This window comes from Vibrio sp. 10N.286.51.E5 (genome assembly GCF_041469125.1).
Taxonomy (GTDB): Bacteria; Pseudomonadota; Gammaproteobacteria; order Enterobacterales; family Vibrionaceae; genus Vibrio; species Vibrio crassostreae_C.
On the sequence record NZ_JBFRJZ010000047.1, the window covers coordinates 48,819 to 67,030 of the forward strand.

Consider the following 18,212-nt stretch of genomic DNA (forward strand, 5'->3'; position numbering starts at 1 on the left):
GAACTATTTATGAGTAAGTTACTATCGTTTGATTTTTGGCAACGATTTGGGAAGTCCCTTATCGTTGTTATCGCGGTGATGCCTGCCGCTGGTATCATGATATCACTAGGTAAAGTGGTCGCAATGTATGCGGGTGGGTTTGGTGCCATTGAAACACTAGGCGCTATAATGGAAAACATAGGTTGGGGGATCATTGTTAACCTTCACCTATTATTTGCGGTCGCGATTGGTGGCTCATGGGCAAAAGAGCGTGCAGGTGGCGCATTTGCCGCGCTAATTGCCTTCATCTTAATCAACCGTATCACTGGGGTTATATTGGGCGTGGATAACGCTATGCTCAGTGACCCAGAAGCGGTTGTGATGAGCCTATTTGGTTCTGAGTTACCTGTCTCTCAATTCTTCACGAATATTTTGGGTGCTCCTGCCCTAAATATGGGTGTGTTTATCGGTATTATGTCTGGCTATTTAGGTGCCAACTTATTTAACCGCTATCATGACTTCGCTCGCTTACCTCAGGCATTAGCATTTTTCAACGGTAAGCGTTTTGTACCTTTTGTTGTTATTTTCTATTCGCTGATTATTGCGTTTGGTTTATCTGTAATATGGCCTTTAATTCAAGGTGCGCTTAATGATTTTGGTCAATGGATTGCTACCTCTAAAGACACTGCGCCGATCACTGCTCCTTTCTTGTATGGTACGTTAGAGCGTTTATTACTGCCATTTGGTTTACACCACACTTTAACTATTCCAATGAATTACACCGAGTTGGGTGGTACTTATGAGCTTTTGACTGGGATGAATGCGGGCTCAAGTGTTTATGGTCAAGATCCATTATGGCTTGCTTGGGTCAGCGATTTAAATAATCTTAAATTAAGCGATCCGACAACTTACCAACACCTGTTAGATACGGTGCACCCAGCACGCTTTAAAGCAGGCCAAGTTATTATCGCAGCCTCTTCATTGATTGGTATTGGACTTGCGATGTATCACTGTGTTGATAGTGATAAGCGCGCACAATATAAGCCAATGTTCTTATCTGCCTGTCTTGCTGTGTTATTAACCGGTGTGACTGAGCCTATTGAATTCATGTTTATGTTTATCGCTCCCGTTTTGTATGTTGCACATGCTGTGTTAACAGGAGTTGCATTTGCGTTGGTCGATGTGATGGACCTACGTGTACATGCCTTTGGTTTGATTGAGTTACTCACTCGTATACCTATGATGGTTTCAGCGGGCATCGGTGGTGATCTGGTTCGCTTTGCATTAGTTTCTATTGTTTTCTTTGTGGTTAACTATGGATTGTTCCGCTTCCTAATCGTGAAATTGAAGTTACCAACACCGGGTCGTATGGGTAACTACCTGGATGAAAGCTCAGAATCGATGTCAGAAGATGAGAAGATGAACATTATTATTCAGAATTTAGGTGGCCGTGCCAATATTGCTGAGATTGATGCTTGTATGACTCGCTTGCGTATTACAGTTAATGATCCAAAGTTGGTTGCTGAATATGCGTCATGGAAGCCGACAGGGGCTCTTGGTGCTGTGATTAAAGAACAGGGTGTACAAGTTATTTATGGCCCTGGGGTGGATGTTATTAAATCTAAGTTAATAGAGAAATATTCAGCACAACCTGCGTAATTCTTTTTAGATCAAATAACCTCGAGAAACGCAGCCGTGCGCTGCGTTTTATCTCACTAGAATAAATAAGTGAATAATAATGAAGTTAATGACACTAAATACCCACAGTTGGCAAGAAGAAAAACAGCTAGAAAAGTTAGATGTGGTCGCGCAAGCCATTATCGAGCAAGGGTGCGATGTGGTTGCATTACAGGAAGTGAATCAACATCAAGATAGCCCGGCCGTTGATGCCAATATATTAACCAATCACACTGTGTTGGCGAATAACTATGGTTATTTATTACAGAAAAAACTCATGGAATACGGTCATCACTACCAACTTACGTGGGATTTCGTTCATCAAAGTTATGAAGTATATCAAGAGGGGCTCTCATTTTTAACGCGACTACCGATTGTCGAACATGAGGTCATTGATTTAAGTGATAACTATGATGTGAGCTTTTGGAAACATCGGCGAGCAGTGCGTATTAAAGTGACCTCTCAACAGGGTGATTTTAATCTTTATAATTGTCATTGTGGCTGGTGGAATGACTCAGAGAACTCATTTGAGGATCAGTTCGACCGAATCAAGGCAACTTTACCAACAGAGTTGAGCTTTCTATTAGGCGATTTCAACAACCCAAGCCATATACGTAATGAAGGCTATGATTACGTATTACAACGCGGTTTGATGGATTGTTATGAAGTTGCTGAAATCAAAGATGATGGAACCACTGTCATTAAAAACATTGATGGTTGGGAGCAAAATAGCCAAGCGTTACGCATTGATTTAGTACTTAGTAATCAGCCTGTAGTGGTAAAGCAGCATAAGGTGATTTTTAATCACGATTTTTATCCGGTTGTATCAGATCACTTTGGGGTGTTGGTAGAAGTAGAACTTACTTAATTTTTATCAACTCATCGTAGTTTAAATAAAAAGAATACTGACACAAATACGGCTAATTATCAGGTCACTCTTACTTGCTAAAATAGCGATAGAATACGACTGACCTTAACGATCTTTAGTGCGAGTTCGAAGTGATTACATAAGATTCTCTGTTCTTTCTTTCAACTATATACACAAGATTTCACACTTCTGCGAAATCTAAACTATCTTATTGATACTGGTAAAGATTAATAAGGATAGTTATGAATAAGTATATCGCAGAAATGTTCGGTACGTTTTGGTTGGTGTTAGGCGGTTGTGGTAGTGCCGTCTTAGCCGCGGCTTTCCCTGATGTGGGAATTGGTCTACTCGGAGTTTCCCTTGCCTTTGGTTTAACCGTACTCACTATGGCTTTCGCTATTGGTCATATATCCGGTTGCCACCTCAACCCTGCTGTCACCATCGGTCTATGGAGTGGTGGTCGCTTTGATGGCAAGGATGTTGCGCCTTATATTATTGCCCAAGTGATTGGCGGTATTATCGCGGGCGGCGTGCTATTTGTGATTGCTTCAGGCCAAGCTGGCTTTGATGCAGCTGCCTCTGGCTTTGCTTCCAATGGTTATGGTGAACACTCACCGGGCGGTTACTCGCTCACTGCGGCTCTCGTTTGTGAAGTAGTCATGACCATGGTTTTCCTATTCGTGATTATGGGCGCGACTGATTCGAAAGCACCGGCTGGATTTGCACCTATCGCGATTGGTCTCTGTTTGACCTTGATTCACCTTATCAGTATTCCTGTAACCAACACCTCTGTGAACCCTGCTCGAAGTACCGGCGTGGCTGTATTTGTCGGTGATTGGGCCGTTTCGCAATTGTGGCTATTCTGGGTTGCACCGATTATTGGTGCCGTGATTGGCGCGATGATATACAAAGCGGTAAGAGGTTCAGATTAAGCGCTGAAAAACGTCTAAAGCAATAAAAGAAAAAGCCGCTTAGTGATGCTTCACCAAGCGGCTTTTTTAGATCTTATGACGACCGAGTAAGGAGTGCGAAAGCGTGGTGCCATCCACCAGCTCTAGCTCACCACCAACGGGAACACCATGAGCGATACGGCTTGCGTTCACTTCATGGGCATTACATAGCTCAGCAATGTAATGCGCTGTCGCTTCCCCTTCAACTGTTGGGTTAGTCGCTAGGATTACTTCCGAGATATCACCACGACGCAGGCGGTAGTCCAAAACATCGAGACCGATGTCGCTTGGACCAATACCATCAAGTGGTGAAAGATGACCCATCAATACAAAGTAACGACCTGAATATTGGCCAGTTGCTTCGATAGCTGCAATGTCTGCAGGGCTCTCTACTACACAGATTTGACCATTTTCCTGACGTTTAGGATTGGTACAAATGTGGCAAGTATCTTCTTCAGTAAAAGTACGGCACTCATTACAGTGACCAATTTCGGTCATTGCTTGGCTAAGAGCTTCAGCCAACTGTAGGCCGCCTTTTCTATCGCGCTGTAACAAATGAAAGGCCATACGCTGCGCCGACTTGGGGCCAACCCCAGGTAGACAACGTAAGGCCTCCATCAAATGCTCCAGCATATGACTGGTACGCATATTTAACCGTTCTAATGTTCAAGTAATAGCCTGTTCAACACAAACCACCACCTGAATTAACCTTTAAGAATAAGTTACTTAGAAAGGCATCTTCATACCTGGTGGAAGTTGCATTCCGCCAGTTACGCTAGCCATTTTCTCTTTTTGAGTTTCTTCAACGCGACGAGCCGCATCGTTGAAAGCAGCAGCGATAAGATCTTCAAGCATCTCTTTATCGTCTTCCATTAGGCTTTCATCGATATCAACACGGCGAACGCTGTGGCTACCAGTGATCGTTACTTTTACAAGGCCAGCACCTGACTCACCTGTAACTTCCATATTTGCGATTTCTTCTTGAAGCTTTTGCATGCGCTCTTGCATTTGCTGGGCTTGCTTCATCATGTTGCCCATACCGCCTTTACCAAACATGTTAATACTCTCTGGTCTAATTGGTTTATTAAAATTAATTAAGCTATACGAGCTTAAATGGGGGTTAAAACAGTGTGATTCAACCCCTCGATGTTCAGTTCTCAGATTTGCTTATCTGGGATGATACGCCGGTCACTAAACAAGAAAACGTTCTAGATAGGACGAACGCTGTCTCTGTCGAGTTCAGCGGCAAAACGTCTTTCAATGAACTGTACGTTGGCATCGTTTTCTAAAGCGGTAAACGCGTCTTTCAACTTACCTTGATACAATCGTTCTCGTAATTCTAGCGGCGTTTCTCCACCATCACCGATTTCAACACTCAAATGACACTCTTCTCCAAGCACAGTATTGAGAGACTGCAATAACTCACTCTGCGCGCGGTCGGTATTCAAGTGAGCTTGGCTCGCTCTTAACGTTAAAGTGATTGATGTGTCGTTTTTAGCAAACACTGAGTTCAATGCTAACTGTTCAACAAGCTTGGCTGTGTCTAGCTTTTGAATCGTGGCTGACCATTCATCTTGAGCAATCGACTCTTGAAGCAATTTATCGACCATTTCTGGTGTCTTAATATGCTCCAACGCACGTTTGATCTGAGTAGGTGTAAGCTCTTTGCTCACCTCTTTCACTACAGGTTTAGACGGTTTCCAGCGATAAGGTTCATTATCGTTGGTCACATTTTCTGTCGAAGAGGCTGATAAAGAAGCTGGCGACACCCGCTCAGAACCACCGTGTTGCTGAGCAACTCGATCAAGAACTGAAGTTTTAGCTGGTGTCGCTTTAGCCTTTTTTGGCGCCGAGCCTTTGTTTTCTGTTGCCGAACTGCCTCTACGTTGAGAACGTAATTGGTGGCGTAAACCACTCGCAGGCGAAGTTGCACGCGCTGGCTGCTCTTGCGGAGCAGAAGGTGCAACGCTTGGCTGTTGAACCGGACTCTGGTTTTGATAATTCGTTTGTTGCTGCTGAGGCTGCTCTGCACCGTAGCTTGGACGCTCATCATAAGCAGGAGGCGCGTCATACTGGCTATGCGGGTAATCCTGCTCAGGATAACCTTGGTTGCCTGAATGTTCAGCGTAACCTTGCGAATCTGAATACTGTGCTGGAGTCTGTTGCACGGGTGGCTGCTGCATAGCTTGCTGTTGAGGCGCCTGTTGTTGCATCTGAGGCTGTCTCGGAGCTGCCATTGGCGCAGGTTGACTCACTGACTGAGCAACGTTCTGAACCGGATTCTGAGCTGCAGGAGCAGGCGCTGGGCTAGTCGACTCAGTCGAGATAGCCGTAGCAACAGTTTGCTCAGCAGGTCTGAATGCCAACATACGCAGAACCACCATCTCAATACCAACGCGAGCGGTTGGCGACAATGGTAAGTCTTCACGACCTTTCAACACGATCTGGTAATAGAGTTGAATGTCTTGTGGGCTAAGCGCTTTGCTCAGTAGTTCAAGCTTCTCAGCGTCAGGCTGTGCCTTATCTAATGTAGATGGCAAAGCTTGGAACATCGCAAGACGATGCAGTTGGGCCGCAAGCTGATTCAGCAAACCATCCCACTCAACACCGTTCTCAGCAAGGCTTTGGATACACGCCATCGCTTGCTGTGGCTGCTTACTGCTAATCGCTTCAAGCAAGTGGATAGCTTGGTCGGTATCCAGTGTTCCGAGCATGTGAGCAACAGTATCTGTTACGACATTGCCATTACCCAATGCGATAGCTTGGTCTGTAAGGCTTAGCGCATCACGCATACTGCCATCAGCAGCATGAGCAATCATTCCAAGCGCACGAGATTCAGACGTCACATCTTCTTGTTCAAGAATATGATCGAGCTGCTCGTGAATATTATCAACGCTGATCGGCTTAAGATGGAACTGCAAACAACGCGACAAGATCGTTACTGGAAGCTTCTGTGGATCCGTTGTTGCGAGCAAGAATTTCACATACTCAGGCGGCTCTTCTAAGGTCTTTAGAAGCGCGTTAAAGCTGTGCCTGGAAAGCATGTGGACTTCATCGATTAGGTAAACCTTGAAGCGACCACGTGCAGGCTTGTACTGAACATTGTCCAGAAGCTCGCGGGTATCTTCTACCTTAGTTCGTGATGCCGCATCGATCTCGAGCAGGTCAACAAAGCGACCTTCATCGATTTCTTTACAGGTTGCACATTCACCACAAGGTGTTGAGGTAATGCCTGTTTCACAGTTGAGTCCCTTAGCAAACAAACGACCGATGGTTGTTTTACCAACACCTCGTGTACCGCTGAACAGGTATGCGTGGTGCAACCTATTCTGGCTAAGGGCATTCTCTAATGCTGTTAAAACATGGGCTTGACCAACCACTTCTTTGAATTTGGTTGGTCGCCATTTTCGCGCTAACGCAAGATAGCTCATGAATAATTCCGAAAAGGATTAATGACCGTCGAATTCGCAGATGCTAAACACTTCTAGACCTAAGCCTTGTAAGCGCTTGTCACCACCGATTTCTGGAAGGTTAATAACAAATGCAGCGTGTTCTACCACACCACCAAGCTGACGAATCAACTTTGTTGTTGCTTCAATCGTACCGCCCGTTGCTAGCAAATCATCAACCATCAACACTTTATCGCCTTCAACGATAGCATCAGTATGGATTTCTAGAGTGTCGGTGCCGTACTCAAGCTCATAAGATTGTGCCACAGTTTGACGAGGCAGCTTGCCCGGCTTACGAACAGGAATGAAGCCAACACCTAGCTCAAGTGCCAAAGGCGCACCAAATAGGAAACCACGAGCTTCAGTACCAACGATCTTAGTAAAGCCCATGTCCTTGTATGTTTCCGCTAGCAGGTCGATAGTCGCTTTGTAAGCTACTGGATCTTCCATCAAGCTTGTTACGTCACGGAACAAAATACCCGCTTTAGGGTAATCAGGAATGCTTTTGATGCTTGCTTTGATCAGAGAGATTTTTTCTGTGTTCATAATCTTATGCACTTCATTAGGCCGCTTTCCAAACTCTCGTTAACGAATCAAACATCAACGCTCGGAATTAAGGAAAGGTACGATTGGTATTCATTGCAACGAGAGTCATAACTCTGATTGCTGAAATAATAAACGCCCGCTATACAAGCAGGCACACTGGCTTAATGGTAGTGATTTTCTTTGCTGTCAGCAACCAACTCATGGGTTGGAAGTCGCATAAACCATGTGAGAAGAATAACAAGTACACAAATTAGGAAAGCCTTGACCCAAATGATAGGGGCAAAGTAGATGGATAACGCAAAACTCAACAAGATAAAGAATACGCCACGCGTTTTAACTTGTTTGGTGACGGCACCGTGTTGATACCAATTGTTCAGCAAAGGACCCAGCGTTTTGTGCTCATGCATCCATTTATGAACTTGCGGATTGCTTCGCATGAAGCATGCGCTGGCAAGAAGGAGAAAAGGAGTGGTTGGCAGAACGGGCAAAACTATCCCTAGAACTGCGAGAAATATACAAAGGCCACCAGCAATATTGAGGCTTAAAACTCGAACGCTAATTGTGGCCTCCTTGAGTTAGCTATCACCAATCGGCGACGACAGCTTAACTAGAATGTTGCGTAACCATTGAATACACGGATCAACGTAAGTGTTGCTGGTAGCAATGGAATCATTAAAAATGCGGCTAAAAATCCTAAAAAGTAGAATACATTAAACGGGTCTTGAAAGTCTTTGTTATCTGCCATGATTGCTTCTTGTTTTTGTTAGTGAAGGTAAGTATCCGGCGAACCAAACCCGCTTTGCTAAATCGACATTTAACAAAAAAGGCATAGCCACACCATTTGCGCAACTATACCTTAATCAATTATTCACAAAAACCGAGGAAATATAGGGTTAATCAGTAGACCCTTGGTGTATGTCTAAACTAAAACTTGCCGCTCCAAGTAGGCTCAACGACAGTTGGCAGCCCTGTTCGATCGGAAGGTCCCGCGTAATAAAGTTCTTCTTGCAGTTCTCACCCAAGCGCTCACCTGCTGCAATATATTGATTCAATTCACCATTCGACCATTGCCCGTCTAGACCCGCAGGCAAAATGGAGATGGTTCCCTCGGCAAGGTCAGCAACACCAAACAAGGCATTCACTGGGGTGGAGCATTTAGAGCAACGAATCCCCTTCTCTAAGATTTCAGCAATATCTTTGAGATCAACATTAAAATCTTTTCTGTTTCTTATGTAATCGTGGAACAGCGCTCTCACTAACAATGTTGTCGCGGAGCCGCCATTATCAGACGACGATGAATCGACGAGGTAAAAAGCAAACTGCCCGTTCATCATCCACGCATAGTCAAACACAAGTGGCATCATCTCTGTTGATTGCAGTAACCGGTAACTGCAACGCCATGAGCCTTGTCGCGTATCTTTCTCTGGAAGCAGCGCATGCAGTAAGTCTTTTGCTGCGCTTGGGTTATCTTGAAGGTAATTCAGGTGCCAATGCAGTTCTTGGTCTTCAGGGATCTCTCCCCCATCATCCACACAGAACCATTGGCTCGAAAAATCTCGTTGGTCTGAAATGTTATCGAACGAATCTGTCAATGTATTCGCAATCGCACTTCCTAGGTGACGGTGATCCTCTAACGGCTTCGCCAAGAAGTCTTTAATACCAAATCGCAAGGCTTTCGCCACGTCAGACATATCATCAGTGCCAGACACAACGATCATAGGCAGTGACGGGTACTCTAAACTGAGCTCTTCCACAAGCTCTATGCCATCAAGTATTGGCATTGATAAGTCACACACAATTAAATCTGGCGCTGAGTCTCTAAGTTTCTGCAAAGCGTCCAGTCCATTTTCAGCCTCAACCACTTTATAACCGACCTTGTCTAGGTACGCGCTGGTTATACGGCGAAAAATAGGATCATCATCAACCAACATCACGCATTTTTGGTTAATTACTTCCTGAGCCGAGGTCATTACTGGCTGACTGTGAGTTTTGTACATAATCTATAACCTCACAAAACTAAGTCGAATTATTATTGTTATCTGTTCTAAGAACTAATATAAAACTTAGTAATAAAATGCTAAATACACAAATTTGCACTCTTTACTGGTAATTCGTGACGAGGGTTGGAATACTTGTAAATAGTGCAACGAGTTGACGTAACGCAAACATTGATCTCACTGTTACGTATAAATTAGATGAGATTGTAAACAAATGTGTCTGGATTTATGAAATTAGATGATTTAAACCTCTTTCGACTCGTCGTTGAAAATGGGAGCTACACCGCAACATCGCGCAAGACTATGATTCCGGTTGCGACCATCACACGACGCATCCAAGCCTTAGAAGATTCTTTGAACCTTAGGCTTCTCAATAGACACGCGCGTAAACTTTCTTTAACAGAGGCAGGCGAACGTTTCTTCAATGAATGCTCTCCGCTGTTGCAACGTCTCTCTTCTACTGCAGAAGAGTTAACTGACGTGTGCAAAGGCGCTTCCGGTAAGATTCGTATTACGGCACCCTCAAACCTGACCAAGCGCATGATGATGCCAATGTTCAGTGAATTCATGATTCAATACCCTGATATCAATATTGAGCTGATGATGAACAACCAAGCGGATCAGCTGGATCCAACGGAGTGGGACGTAATTTTCCGAGTCGGCCCTCAGCGTGATTCAAGCCTAATCGCTCGAAAAATCAGTGAAGTCAAAGATATTCTTATCGCGAGCCCTGAGTACTTAGCGAAGAACCCAGCTCCAAGCCATGCTGAAGAGCTAGCGAACCATTCGCTACTCAAAGGCTACCCGCTGATTAAGTGGCAGCTGAGTAATTCGAATGAAGAGACGGTGGTGAATAGCGAGAAAGGCCGTTTCAACGCCAATGCGCTTAATGTCGTAAGACAAGCGTGCTCAGAAGGCCTAGGTATCACCCTGATGCCTGACGTGATGATTCGTGAATACATTGAAGATGGCAGCTTAGTGCAAGTCTTAGAAGACTGGAGCGCTAACCCTCGTGATATTTACATGCTTTATAACCACAAAGACCATCTACCAGAGAAAGTGAGATTGTTTATTGATTTTGTGATCGCATACCACATTCATTAAGGTCAATCCCCTTCTCTATAAACAAAAAACCAGAGCCGATGCTCTGGTTTTTTATTTTCTCTATCGCTAGCGAAACTCTGTATGACTAACGAAACGCTAGTTAAGCGCCTTCGTTGTGTAACTCTAAGTTAGCAAGATCTTGTTGAATCTCACGCTGAACCTTTGAGTCGTCATTACGCAAAGAGTCTAGGAAATCTAGGTACACTTGGTCGATATCGCCCGTTACATACTCGCCGTTAAATACAGAAGTATCAAAACGAGAGATGTCTTGATTGCCCATGCCCACTGCAGAAATCAGATCTGGTAGCGTTTGGAAAATCAAGGCGTCTGCGCCAATCTGCTTACAAATCGTTTCGTTATCACGACCATGAGCAATCAACTCTGTCGCGCTCGGCATATCAATGCCGTAAACGTTAGGGAAGCGAACCTCTGGAGCAGCTGAAACCATGAAGACCTTATTTGCGCCAGAATCACGAGCCATCTCAATGATCTGCTCTGATGTTGTGCCGCGAACGATAGAATCGTCAACCAGAAGAACGTTCTTACCTTTAAACTCAGAGCGAATTGCGTTGAGCTTACGGCGAACCGACTTCTTACGTTGTTGCTGACCTGGCATGATGAATGTGCGGCCAACATAGCGGTTTTTCACGAAACCTTGACGGTATGGCTTATTGATCGCTTGAGCGATTCGTAGCGCAATATCGTTTGATGTTTCAGGGATTGGAATAACTACATCAATGTCTAAGTCTGCGTACTCTTCTTTAATACGCATACCAAGCATCTCACCCATCTCAACGCGTGCGCTGTAAACCGAGATTTTGTCGATGAATGAATCTGGGCGTGCAAAGTATACAAACTCAAAGATACATGGGTTTAGTTGTGGGTTGTCTGCACATTGCTTAGTGAAAAGCTCACCGTCAAACGTTGCGTAGATAGCTTCACCTGGTGCTACGTCGCGCATGAAGTCGAAACCAACAGCATCGAGTGCTACCGATTCAGACGCAACCATGTACTCTGTTTTACCTTGAACTTCACGCTTACCAAGACACAATGGACGAATACCATGTGGGTCACGGAATGCGATCATACCGTGGCCGATGATCATCGCCGTTACGGCGTAAGCACCACGAATTGTACGATGCACATTTGCCACAGCGCGGAAAACGTCATCTGAAGTTACGTTACCTTTAACAGTATCGATCTCATGAGCTAATACGTTCAGTAGAACTTCAGAGTCAGAGGTTGTGTTTACATGACGACGGTCTTTTTCGAACAACTTCTCACGAACTTCGTTTGCGTTCGTCAGGTTACCGTTGTGCGCCAACGTAATGCCAAAAGGAGAGTTTACGTAGAAAGGCTGAGCTTCAGACGCACTTGAACTACCCGCAGTAGGATAACGAACATGGCCAATACCAACTTCACCTTGTAGGCGCTGCATGTGTTTTGCTTCAAAAACATCTTTTACTAAACCGTTCGCCTTACGCAGACGGAAACGATTGCTTTCTATGGTACAAATACCAGCGGCATCTTGGCCACGATGCTGCAATACCGTTAAAGCGTCATAAATAGACTGGTTTACAGGTGTTGAACCCACGATTCCAACAATACCACACATGTCCTAATCCTCGATTTTTCGACATTAACTGGCGCTAGAGCGCGCCAGATAAGAAACTAGATGTTGCTTGTAAATGCTCGAAGAACGGCGCAATGATTCGACTAAATTCTGGAACCAATTGCGAATTCTTCCACCACTCAGAACTTGGGAATGCAGTAAACGCATCCATGAAAAACAACACTGCTGACACAATCAGAACACCACGTAAGCCACCAAAGACGACACCGAGGATTCTGTCTGTACCTGACAGGCCTGTTTTCTGAACTAGTTGACCGATGACATAGTTAACTAAGGCACCCACAACTAACGTTGCAACAAACAATGCTGCTATCGCAGTTCCGTTTCGAAACATCTCATCTTCGATATTGGTGAAGTACATCGCTAATTTAGCGTAGTACTGGCTAGCAATAAAAAATGCTCCAAACCAAATAACGAGTGACAAGGCTTCTTTAGCGAAACCACGAACTAAACTGATCACGGCAGAGAAGCCGATCACGCCTAAAATGACAAAATCTAACCAATTCATGAATTCTTCATCTTAAGTTGGCGCGCATTTTAACAGAAAAAATGCTGACGCAAACGTTTTCTTATGGATTTAACGGTTTAAATTTGAGCAACTGGCCTTTTGAACCCGTAATTTTTTCTAATTCCTTAATTTGTCGCTCAAGTTTGGATTTAGAGACATCCGGGCCAATAATTACTCGCGTAAAAGTTTTTTCTTGCTTGGTGTGAGCCTGATAACCGCGCTTTTGCAGATCCTTAACAACGTTTTTTGCGTTGTCAGCATTCTTCAAAGCCATCAATTGAATAATCCAAGCACTGTCTTGGTATTCATTTTTTTCAGGTACCGGCTTAACCACAACTGCCACTTTGTCTGCTTCTTTATCATTAGAAGAAGACGCGGTTTGCGTGTTTGAATTATCAGTACGACCATTTTCAACCACTTGCTCAACCGGAGAATCCGGTAGCGCTATCTGATCTTCAACGGGATCGAGTACTTCAAACACTTCAACATTACTATCAAGCTCAGGCTTAATTGGAATGCTTGCAAACTCTTCTTTGTAGTGGAGCTTCTTACCATCTAGTACATCGGGCAATACAATCACGCCAATGGCCACTAAAATGATGGTGCCGACTAACCGGCTTTGGAATTTACTTGCCATTTAGTTTCCTTTTTTCTGCCAATGCTCCAACACTTCACCCACTGTATGGAAAGAACCGACAACCAACACAACATCGTCACCTTTAACAGAAGCTAAAGCCGCTTCAAAAGCTGTGACAGGGTTTGAATGCTGCTCTACGCCTTCGGGTAGGCCTTGACACAATTCAGCAGCTGTCGCTGCGCGTGGCCCTTGCAATGAAGCTGGATACCAATGAGTTGTGATTGGCGCTAATACTTCCAATGTCGCGGGGATATCTTTGTCATGAAGCATGGCGACTACAACGTGTAAATTTTTGCCTGCATACTTCTTCGCGACTTGCTGCGCAAAGTACTCAGCAGAATGCGGGTTGTGCGCCACATCAAGCACAATCACGGGTTGTTCGCTAATTTGCTGCATACGACCTGGAAGCTGCGCATTCTTCATGCCGTTAACCACGTTCACGTCGCTAATACTAAGCTCTGATGTGCCCAATGCCATCAACGCTGTTGCAGCGTTAGGTAACGGCAGGCTTGGAATAGGTAGTGATTCTAGTTGGAATGCACCACTGCGCCAGTTCCACGTATCACCGTCAACATCATAAGTGTATTGAATACCGACTTGGTAGAACTCAGCCTTAATGTCATCAGCGTGCGCTGCAACCGTAGCCGGTGGCTTGGGTTGACCACAGATAGCGGGTTTACCGCTACGATAAATGCCCGCTTTCTCAAAACCAATCACATTGATGTCATCACCTAGCCAGTCAACATGGTCGACAGCCAAACTAGTAATCACAGAAACATCATGCTCAACGATATTGGTCGCGTCTAAACGCCCGCCTAAACCCACTTCTAAAAGCACAACATCAACCGCTTCAGTTTGAAATGCACGTAACGCCGCTAAAGTGCCATATTCGAAAAAACTCAGGCTGATTTCGCCACGCTCTTTCTCAATGAAATCGAAAGACTGAACCATCTTTTCATCAGATAGATCTTGGCCGTTGATACGAACACGTTCGTTATAGCGAATTAAGTGAGGAGAGCTGTAGACACCAACTGAGTAACCAGCGTCCAATAGAATCGCTTCCATCAGTGCACATGTTGAGCCTTTGCCATTGGTTCCGGCAACAGTAATAACATGTTGAGCAGGTTTGGTGAGGTTTGCCTTAGAGGCGACGGCCTGAACTCGGTCTAATCCAAGATCAATAGCGCTTGTGTGGATGTTTAATAAATAATCAAGCCACATCTCCAAAGAGGATGTGGCTTGAGGAATAGGTTGTTGACTCATCTAACTCATAACCATAATTAAGTTGGTTTGTTAGAAGGTACTTTACCCTTTTTCTGGCGCTTCTGGTACTTCATAAGTAGCTTCATTCGGTGAATCGTTCACAGAAACTACTAATGGTGAAGGCTGGTTGGTCATTTTAGCAACAAGGCTTGCAACGCGCTGACGCATCTCACGACGGTCAACAATCATGTCGATAGCACCGTGGTCTAGTAGGAACTCACTGCGTTGGAAACCTTCAGGAAGGTCTTCACGTACCGTTTGTTCGATTACACGACGTCCAGCAAAACCGATCAGTGCTTTTGGTTCACCAATATTGATATCGCCAAGCATTGCCAAACTTGCAGAAACACCACCCATTGTTGGATCAGTCATAACTGAAACAAACGGTAGGCCTTTCGCAGATAAACGCTCAAGCGCAGCACTGGTTTTCGCCATTTGCATTAGAGACATCAATGCCTCTTGCATACGAGCACCACCACTTGCAGAGAAACACACTAAACCACAGTTGTTCTCGATAGCAGCATCTACCGCTTTCACGAAACGAGCACCAACAACAGAACCCATTGAGCCGCCCATGAATGAGAATTCAAAAGCACACGCTACGATAGGTAAACCCAATAGTTCGCCTTTCATTGCAACTAATGCGTCTGTTTCACCACTGTTCTTTTGAGCAGCAGAGATACGTTCTTTGTAACGCTTAGAGTCTTTAAACTTCAGCTTGTCTTGTGGCTCAAGATCAGCACCTAGTTCAACACGCTCACCTTTGTCTAGGAATGTATCCAGACGACGACGTGCTTTCATGCGCATGTGATGGTCACATTTTGGACATACTTCTAGGTTACGCTCTAGTTCAGCATGGTACAGAACCTGCTCACAAGAAGTACATTTCGTCCAAACACCCTCAGGGATAGACGCTTTACGAGATGTTACGATGTTGCTTTTTTCTAAAATCTTTTCAAGCCAACTCATGGAAGACCTTTTTGTTTCGATTCTTCCGCTTGATTGCGAAAGAAATAAATTTGGGAATTATGCGTGGGAATTAAAGCACATAAAACAGCGACTGTAGATAAAAAACTGGTTGTACCTATTTCCTGGGACTATCTTACGCACTAAACCGTAATAATTTTTGAACCTAAGTCTCACATTTAGTTCAAATTATCCGGTAAAAATAGAGGACCAATTGGCTCTCGTGGTAGCTCAAAATGTTCAGGATAATCAACATCCACCAGATACAAACCTTCCGCTTTTGCAGTTGCGCCGGCTACTTTTCGATCTTTAGCTTCTAAAAGCCACTGGATCCACTCTGGTTTCTGCTCACCTTTACCTACGGCAATAAGGCTACCCGTAATATTCCTCACCATGTGGTGAACAAACGCATTCGCTTTAATATCGATCACAATGTAGTGTCCATGACGAGTCACGTTCAAGTGAATCATGTTTCTCCATGGGCTACGAGATTGACAGTGTGTTGCCCTGAACGAAGTGAAGTCATTCTCACCAAGTAAGTACTGACCCGCTTCATGCATTTTTTTCTCATCAAGATGACCATGATAATGGCTCACACCTGAATTCAAAATGCCTGGGCGTAGTGCATGGTTAAAGATAATGTAGCGATAACGGCGGGCAGTAGCCGAGAAACGAGCATGGAAATCCTCATTCACTTCTGTCGCCCAACGAACCGCAATATCTTTTGGCATGTTGGCATTCGCGCCCATTGTCCATGCCACCATTTTACGATCGACATTAGTTTCAAAGTGAACGACTTGTCCCGTACCGTGAACACCGGCATCTGTACGACCTGCGCACATAACTTCTACAGGGTGATTCGCGACAACTGAAAGAGCCTTTTCCAATTCTTCTTGGACACTTTTCACGTCTCGTTGGCGCTGCCAACCAAAGTAGTGGGTACCGTTATATTCAATACCTAAAGCAATTTTCATGTTCTTGTTCTCTTTGAAAATGGGCGAGAAGTATATACGGAAATCAGTGCTAGCCCAAATAGGATGGGGCTAAAACTTCAATAAACAATCAGCATCGACCGAGACGATGCTGTTGAAAAACCAAATGAAACGATAGCGCTCTGTATCGCCTTAAAATAAAGGGTAGCCAACGCTACCCTTTCTGATTTGTAAATTTATCGACCGTTTAACGTATCGATAAGATTTTTTGCCTCTCGACGAATATCATCGCTGCCGTCAACGATTGCCTCTTCTAGAAGCTTAATTGCCCCTTGCGAGTCACTCATCTCGATGTAGATTTTGGCCAAATCAAGCTTACCCGCAGCTTCTGCATTGCTGTCGACATCATAATTGCCAATATCACCGATAACATCAGGGAATTCGTTAAGACCCACATCCAGTTTAAGCTCTTCATCGTCTGGATTAATGACTTCTTCACCTTCTTGCTCGACTTGAGCCATTAGCTCATCAATCGTCATGTACTGCTTATCACGACTGTTGCCTGATTCGGTTAAATTGTCTTGTTCAGCCCAATTCTCTTCTTTGATTTTCGGTTCAGCTTGCTGTTCAGCCGATGCCCAAATCTCTTGTTGGTCATCAGGCACATCATTATGCATGCTCGATTGTTGTTCTGGCGCTAGGTTAAAGCCTTTCCAGTCTTCGCCGCCGACTTCAAGCATGGCGTCAATATCTAACCCTGCGCTATCAATCGAAGTTGCGTCCAATGGCTTATCGAACATGTTGTCGACAGAGTCTTGAACATCTTCAGAAAGCAACTCAGCTAATGCTGTCTCATCAAAGTCATCAAAGCCTTCTAGTGGCTCGTCTTGAATCGCTGCAGGCGTTGAGTTTGGCTCTGAAGCCGCGCTCAGTGATTGTTCTGGCTGTGCAAAACCAGCCGGTTCAGAGTCTTCAGCATTCGAGAAATCATCAGCCTGACTATAGCTCTGCGGATTTGAGAACAGATCATGCAACGCATCTTGCTCTTCGCCTTGTGGGCTGAAAGAAGTCAGTGGTGTTGGCTTCTCAGCAAACGCATCAGAGATGGCTTCATCTTCACCATATTCCGGTAAATCAAACTCATCGAACTCTACGCCTTGGGCTTCCGCCACCGGCTCGGCATTGCTTTGCTCAATATCATCTAAAACAGAGTCTGCTTTTGCGCTTTCTTCATCGTACTCCGGAAGATCAAGGTCATCGAACTCGAACTTCTCTGTGTCAGGCGCTAAGTCTTGCTCTAACTGTGCTTCATCTGGTTCACTCACCACTTCCGCTAACGCATCGTCTTCACCAAACTCTGGTAGTTCGAAGTCATCAAGCGAGAATTCTTCTTCGCTTTCTGGTTTCGCAGTTTCAACTTGTGGTGCAGCATCTAACTGAGGCTCAGCGGTAGGTTGCGATTCAACACTTGATTGAGAGTCTATAGCAGGCGTTGCTGGCTCTGTTGTTGATTCAGCATCAGCTTCCGCTAGTGCGTCTTCTTCACTAAACTCTGGTAAGTCGAAATCATCAAACGAAAACTCTTCGTCGTCTTGCGCCTGAGCTATAACTTGGGCTTCAGTTTGAGGCTCAACACTTGGTTGAGCATCAATAGCTGGCGTTACTGGTTCTGGTGTTGATTCAGCATCAGCTTCCGCTAGTGC

At 44.7% G+C, this 18,212-nt stretch carries 18 protein-coding genes; 4 read left to right on the forward strand and 14 right to left on the reverse strand.

The annotated features are described in order from the left end of the window. The first annotated feature begins 9 nt into the window (after positions 1-9). The 3 genes from AB4161_RS17135 to aqpZ all read left to right on the forward strand — a co-directional run bounded on the left by AB4161_RS17135 (position 10) and on the right by aqpZ (position 3,456). Positions 10-1,638: a PTS transporter subunit IIBC gene (locus AB4161_RS17135; RefSeq protein WP_017070319.1), complete on the forward strand. Its 1,629-nt coding sequence runs from the start codon at positions 10-12 to the stop codon at positions 1,636-1,638. Between the two features lie 79 nt (positions 1,639-1,717). Continuing rightward, the gene (locus AB4161_RS17140) at positions 1,718-2,524 is read left to right on the forward strand and encodes an endonuclease/exonuclease/phosphatase family protein (protein ID WP_019823193.1); all 807 of its coding nucleotides are present in this window, start codon (positions 1,718-1,720) and stop codon (positions 2,522-2,524) included. Between the two features lie 242 nt (positions 2,525-2,766). Further along, positions 2,767-3,456 (forward strand): aquaporin Z, encoded by a 690-nt coding sequence (gene aqpZ / locus AB4161_RS17145; protein ID WP_017070317.1) that lies wholly within the window; start codon positions 2,767-2,769, stop codon positions 3,454-3,456. A gap of 66 nt (positions 3,457-3,522) precedes the next feature. On the opposite strand, the gene recR is transcribed toward aqpZ, so the two are convergent. The 7 genes from recR to AB4161_RS17180 all read right to left on the reverse strand — a co-directional run bounded on the left by recR (position 3,523) and on the right by AB4161_RS17180 (position 9,466). After that, positions 3,523-4,122: a recombination mediator RecR gene (gene recR, locus AB4161_RS17150; protein WP_019823189.1), complete on the reverse strand. Its 600-nt coding sequence runs from the start codon at positions 4,120-4,122 to the stop codon at positions 3,523-3,525. 78 nt (positions 4,123-4,200) lie between these two features. Next, on the reverse strand, positions 4,201-4,530 hold the full coding sequence (locus AB4161_RS17155; protein WP_017062338.1) for a YbaB/EbfC family nucleoid-associated protein: 330 nt from the start codon (positions 4,528-4,530) through the stop codon (positions 4,201-4,203). 152 nt (positions 4,531-4,682) lie between these two features. Next, positions 4,683-6,905, reverse strand: a complete 2,223-nt coding sequence (dnaX, locus tag AB4161_RS17160; RefSeq protein WP_372083697.1) for a DNA polymerase III subunit gamma/tau — start codon at positions 6,903-6,905, stop codon at positions 4,683-4,685. 18 nt (positions 6,906-6,923) lie between these two features. Continuing rightward, positions 6,924-7,469: an adenine phosphoribosyltransferase gene (gene apt, locus AB4161_RS17165; protein ID WP_017062340.1), complete on the reverse strand. Its 546-nt coding sequence runs from the start codon at positions 7,467-7,469 to the stop codon at positions 6,924-6,926. Positions 7,470-7,630: 161 nt separating this feature from the next. Continuing rightward, complete coding sequence (locus AB4161_RS17170) at positions 7,631-8,002, reverse strand: YbaN family protein (protein WP_372083709.1); 372 nt, start codon at positions 8,000-8,002, stop codon at positions 7,631-7,633. A 74-nt stretch (positions 8,003-8,076) separates the two neighbouring features. After that, entirely contained in the window at positions 8,077-8,214 is a 138-nt protein-coding gene (locus tag AB4161_RS17175; RefSeq protein ID WP_017067606.1) for a hypothetical protein, read from the reverse strand. Between the two features lie 148 nt (positions 8,215-8,362). Further along, on the reverse strand, positions 8,363-9,466 hold the full coding sequence (locus tag AB4161_RS17180; RefSeq protein WP_102332530.1) for a response regulator: 1,104 nt from the start codon (positions 9,464-9,466) through the stop codon (positions 8,363-8,365). Between the two features lie 228 nt (positions 9,467-9,694). Between AB4161_RS17180 and AB4161_RS17185 the strand changes: the two genes are divergently transcribed. Next, a complete protein-coding gene (locus AB4161_RS17185) occupies positions 9,695-10,570 on the forward strand; it encodes a LysR family transcriptional regulator (RefSeq protein WP_017062344.1) in 876 nt (291 codons plus the stop codon). A 100-nt stretch (positions 10,571-10,670) separates the two neighbouring features. Here the strand turns inward: AB4161_RS17185 and purF are convergent, their stop codons facing one another. The 7 genes from purF to AB4161_RS17220 all read right to left on the reverse strand — a co-directional run. Next, positions 10,671-12,185 carry an amidophosphoribosyltransferase gene (gene purF / locus AB4161_RS17190; protein ID WP_017062345.1) on the reverse strand — a complete coding sequence of 505 codons (1,515 nt, stop codon included), beginning with the start codon at positions 12,183-12,185 and terminating at the stop codon, positions 10,671-10,673. A 34-nt stretch (positions 12,186-12,219) separates the two neighbouring features. Then, on the reverse strand, positions 12,220-12,711 hold the full coding sequence (locus AB4161_RS17195) for a CvpA family protein (protein WP_009848678.1): 492 nt from the start codon (positions 12,709-12,711) through the stop codon (positions 12,220-12,222). Positions 12,712-12,772: 61 nt separating this feature from the next. Continuing rightward, positions 12,773-13,348, reverse strand: a complete 576-nt coding sequence (locus tag AB4161_RS17200; RefSeq protein ID WP_372083698.1) for an SPOR domain-containing protein — start codon at positions 13,346-13,348, stop codon at positions 12,773-12,775. Continuing rightward, entirely contained in the window at positions 13,349-14,611 is a 1,263-nt protein-coding gene (gene folC, locus AB4161_RS17205; RefSeq protein ID WP_372083699.1) for a bifunctional tetrahydrofolate synthase/dihydrofolate synthase, read from the reverse strand. Between the two features lie 42 nt (positions 14,612-14,653). Next, the gene (accD, locus tag AB4161_RS17210) at positions 14,654-15,580 is read right to left on the reverse strand and encodes an acetyl-CoA carboxylase, carboxyltransferase subunit beta (protein ID WP_017062348.1); all 927 of its coding nucleotides are present in this window, start codon (positions 15,578-15,580) and stop codon (positions 14,654-14,656) included. A 176-nt stretch (positions 15,581-15,756) separates the two neighbouring features. Next, on the reverse strand, positions 15,757-16,551 hold the full coding sequence (gene truA, locus AB4161_RS17215) for a tRNA pseudouridine(38-40) synthase TruA (RefSeq protein ID WP_004734161.1): 795 nt from the start codon (positions 16,549-16,551) through the stop codon (positions 15,757-15,759). 194 nt (positions 16,552-16,745) lie between these two features. Then, the coding region (locus tag AB4161_RS17220; RefSeq protein WP_372083700.1) for a FimV/HubP family polar landmark protein at positions 16,746-18,212 on the reverse strand (1,467 nt) is incomplete at its 5' end.